This is a genomic window from Limimaricola litoreus (assembly GCF_024159025.1).
Taxonomy (GTDB): Bacteria; Pseudomonadota; Alphaproteobacteria; order Rhodobacterales; family Rhodobacteraceae; genus Limimaricola; species Limimaricola litoreus.
Window position 1 is genome coordinate 1 of record NZ_JAMYXC010000068.1, and the last position, 4022, is coordinate 4022.

Genomic DNA, 4022 nt, shown 5'->3' on the forward strand with positions numbered 1-4022 from the left:
GTGGGCGCCGCGCTGACGGCCGCGGCGGGCTGGGTCGCCTCGCTGGTCTAGAGCGCCTCGCGCAGCGCCGTGACCGCGCCCGAGGCCACCTCGCCGCCCCCCTCGATCACCAGCATCGGCCCCGCCTCGCCGAGCCGCACCTCGCGCACCCGCCCATAGGTCTCGACCACCGCGCGCCCGATCTCCTCACCATCCGCGAGGCTCACCAGCTCGAAGCCATAGGAACCGTCGGGCAGGGTGTAGCCATCCGCGCCCACCCCGGCCCAATCGAGGCTCTGCGCCCCTGCCGACACGGCATGGCGCCCGACCTCGCGGCCCGTGGCATCCGTCACCACCAGCTCGCCCGCATCGGCGCCGACCTGCGTCTTCAGGTCGAGCGGGATCGCCGCACCGTCGAACAGCGCGGGCATCGGCGCGCGCGCCTCGCGCCCGACCCAGCCCGCGATGTCCGACAGGCCGCCCGCGTTCATCCCCGCCGCCAAGGCGGCGAGCGCGTCGTTGGTCTTCACCTGCTGCTCGACGCCCGAGAATGTGGCCAGCTGCACCGCGTAATCCGCCGAATCCATCGGCTCCAATGGGTCCTGATTGCGTATCTGCGCGGTGAGCATCGTGAGGAACATGTCGAAATCCGAGGCGCTGTCCGGACCCGTATCGCCGGTCGTCGGAGCAGGCATCGTCGTGCTGGTCGTGGTGGCATCCGAAATGAGAGTCATGCTGAGTTCCTACATGCGAAGATCGAGACCGGCGCCGCTGGGGCCGGGTGAGGGGGCGGGTCCGACGAGGGTCTCGGCCTCCGTCCCTTGCGGTGGTGGCTCTGTCCCGGCATCCGCCCGGACACCCGGCGCGCCGCCGTCTCGGCCCTGTGCGCCGCCCTGCCCGCCAAAGCCGAGATCGACCGAGCGATAGCCCATCGCACGGAATTCCTGCGCCAGTTCATGCAGGTGGCGGCGCAGCAGCTCCGATGTCTCGGCGCGTTCGGCGGTGATGACGAGGCTGACCTTGTCGCCATCGGTCTGCAGCTGCAGCGCCACGCGGCCAAGCTCCTCCGGGTCGAGCCGGATCTCGACCCGCCCCTCGGCCGCGCCGGTGATCGCGGCGGCGACCTGCTGCGCTACCGGCCGCGCGCTCGTCTGCGCCGGTTCGGCCCTCGGGTCGAGCCCGGCCGGGCGTTCGGCCAAGGTCGCGGCGGATGGGCCGGGCAGCGCCGCCGCTTCGAAACCGCCCGCCTCCGACGCAGATACGTCGGGCGCAGGCAGGCCGGCTTGCGGCCTGGGCGCAGGTGAGGACGCCGTGATTGGGGCGGCAGGTATGGCGGCTCGTGCCACTGCGTCGGGCGCCAGTCTTTGGAGCGCACGCCGCGGCATAGCCTCGTCGGAAAGCGAGGCGGCAAGCGCCGGGGTCAACCCCGCCATGGGGAGAGCCCGGTCGGATCGGGGCGAAGGATCGGATCGCGCCAGGGCCGGGGGGGCCGCCCTTAAAAGTTCACCGCCCGGCGCCCCCGGCGCCCGGCGCGGCGCGGGCCGGTCCGGGTATGATCTCTCGGTGACCGATGCAGCCCAGGCGTCCTTTGCACTGGCAACCGGCTCGGCAAGCGGCACCGCTTCCCTCCCTGCGCGCAGCCTTTCGGCAGGGAGAGCTTCGAATCGGCTCTCTGCCATGACCGGTTGCCCTGCCGAAGCCTCCTCCAAGAGGGGAACGACCCGCTGCGACATGGCGCTGGGCCGTCCCTCGGGCGCCGCGCCGGAGCGCACGGCTGGCGGCTCCGGCCTTGGATCATCATCGTGCGAAATGCCCCCTGCCGCGGTCGGGAAGGCCGCTGCCGGAACGCGGCGCGGCACCTCCACCGCCCGCGCCGGGGCCGCACCGCCGCTCTGGACAGGGGAGGCATCCCGCATCGGCCAGGCCACCGAAGACATCGGCGCAGTCATCTGCCGCGCAGCGCGCTGCTCCGGCGCGCCTGGCCCAACCGCCCTGTGCCCGGATCCGGCGGCCGAATCCGTGCCCCGACCCTCCGAGCGACCAAGCCCCTTTGGCCTTTGGATCACGGCGTCAGGCTCCGCATCGCGCGCAGGCGGCGGCCGCCGATCATCGCGCGGGGGCGAGGCAGGAGCGACGTCGGACAGCGCCCGCCCCGCCGGGACCGCGCCCTCCCCGGCATTCCTTTCCCCGTCAGGTGGGAGGGCGCGCAGATCCCCGGTGGGCTGTTTCATCTCCGCACCGGAACCCGGCATGTCGGGCGCCGCCGGGCGAAGCGGGAGGAACGCCGCAGTCGGCGCATCGCCGCGCGTGGACGGACCGGATGACACTGCCGCGGGCGAATCAGGCCGTTCGTGCAGAGCTGGCGCTCCGTCGGGGCGCGTGGGCAGAAGGGGCGGCACGTCGTGCACGGCCGCGGGCCCGGCGTTTGCCGGCCGGCTCACTTCGAAAGGCGGAGCAAGGTCGATCTCGCGGCGCATATTGTTCGGCGCGAGGCTCGGTCCTGCAGACGCTTCGCCCAATTCGATCCGGCCACGGGACGGCAGGTCCGCCACCGGCCGGTTCGCCGTTTCCCGACGCGATGCCTGACTGGGCGGAACCCCGTCTTCGGGCACCTCGACCGGATAGGGTGCCATTCCCGGAGAGGCCGCGAAGGCCGTGCGGACATCATCGCCGTCCAGCCCTATCACCGCGCCGGGTGACGATCCGCCCGCCGGCGCAATGACTGCCCGGGGCGTTGCAGTGGACAAGAGGGCGGAGGACAGGCCCGGCAGCGGGGCCGATGCGGCCTCCCCGACAGGGTGACGCGACGCGCCGTCCCCCATCGGTGCCGCCGTTCCCGGCCATATCGACGGCATCGCAAGGGGCAATGCCCGCCGCGCCCTCGCCCCTTGCGCAGGAGGCGGAAGAACAGGCCCCGCCCCTTCTGCCTTCCTTTCCGCCTCATCGAGAGGCGTGCCAGATGCGGCAGGCTCTGCAGGCAAACCCCCTTGCTCTGCTGGAAGGTAATCCGAATCGGGCTGTTCCCGCACGGCGATGCCCCCCGCTCCAGAGACGCCCTCGCCGCGCGGCATATCTGGCAGGCCCGGCCCGCCCGGGCGGGACAGGCCGGAGTCATCGGATGACATCCTGAAGGCCACCCCGCCGGTCTGCACGGAGAGCGCGGCGCGCAGGGCGGGGGCGTCCGGATCAGCCACCGGATCAGTCCCCGCCTCGCCGGGCTGCGCGTCTTCCTCGTCCGAAGGGGAGGTATGTTCGGCCTGCCCCTCCTCCGCTCGCGGGTCTGCGCCACCGGTCAAGGGGGCGGCGACTGGCATCGACCCGCGCCCCTCTCCCGCCCGCATCCTTGCGAACAGGGCGGAGAAATCCGGCTGCGGCACCGGATCGGCGGCGGCCTCGGATCGGGCCGGCACCGGGGCTGCGTGGTAGCCCGAAGGCAGCGGGTCGAACATGCGCGGTCCTTTCTGGGCGGCGGCTCGGGGGCATCATGGCAAAGAAGGCTTACCGTATATTTACCAGCCCGATGGATTGTCGGGTGCGACGCCAGTCCGAAGGAACGCGCCCATGATCCCCTCCGATATTTCGCAAGGCACGCTCGCCCCGCGCCCATCCGGCCCGGCCCTTGCCCCCGCTGCCGCTCCGGATCGGACCGATCCGCTGTGGCAGGCCGCCCAAGCGCTCGAGACCGGTTTTCTGTCCGAGCTTTTGCGTCTTTCCGATCCCGGCGCCCCGGACACCGGCTTCGGCGGCGGCGCGGGAGAGGAGCAGTTCCGCTCCTTCCTGTTCCAGGCCCAGGCCGAGCGGATGGTCGAGGCGGGCGGGATCGGCCTGGCCGAACGGCTCTATGCCGGCCTGTCGAGGGCCGCGCGATGAGCGGGCCCGCGGCGCTGCGCCTCGCGGCCCTTCTCGCGCGCGAGAAGGCGGCGCTTCTGGCGGGCGACATGGCCGAGCTCGGCGCGCTGGTGAGCCCCAAGCGCGAGATCCTGGAAGGGCTCGAAGGAGAGCTCGCCGAGACCGGCGCGCCCGCCGCCCTGGCCGAGCTAGAT

3 protein-coding genes are annotated in these 4022 nt (G+C 72.6%); 1 reads left to right on the forward strand and 2 read right to left on the reverse strand.

Annotated features, from left to right (window positions below; translation table 11 throughout):
• Positions 1-47: 47 nt before the first annotated feature.
• Entirely contained in the window at positions 48-713 is a 666-nt protein-coding gene (locus NHG85_RS05220) for a flagellar hook capping FlgD N-terminal domain-containing protein (RefSeq protein ID WP_253330473.1), read from the reverse strand.
• Between the two features lie 9 nt (positions 714-722).
• Positions 723-1178: a flagellar hook-length control protein FliK gene (locus NHG85_RS05225; protein ID WP_253330475.1), complete on the reverse strand. Its 456-nt coding sequence runs from the start codon at positions 1176-1178 to the stop codon at positions 723-725.
• Between the two features lie 2362 nt (positions 1179-3540).
• Between NHG85_RS05225 and NHG85_RS05230 the strand changes: the two genes are divergently transcribed.
• Positions 3541-3849, forward strand: coding sequence for a rod-binding protein (locus NHG85_RS05230; RefSeq protein ID WP_253330476.1), 309 nt, complete (start codon positions 3541-3543; stop codon positions 3847-3849).
• Positions 3850-4022 lie beyond the last annotated feature (173 nt).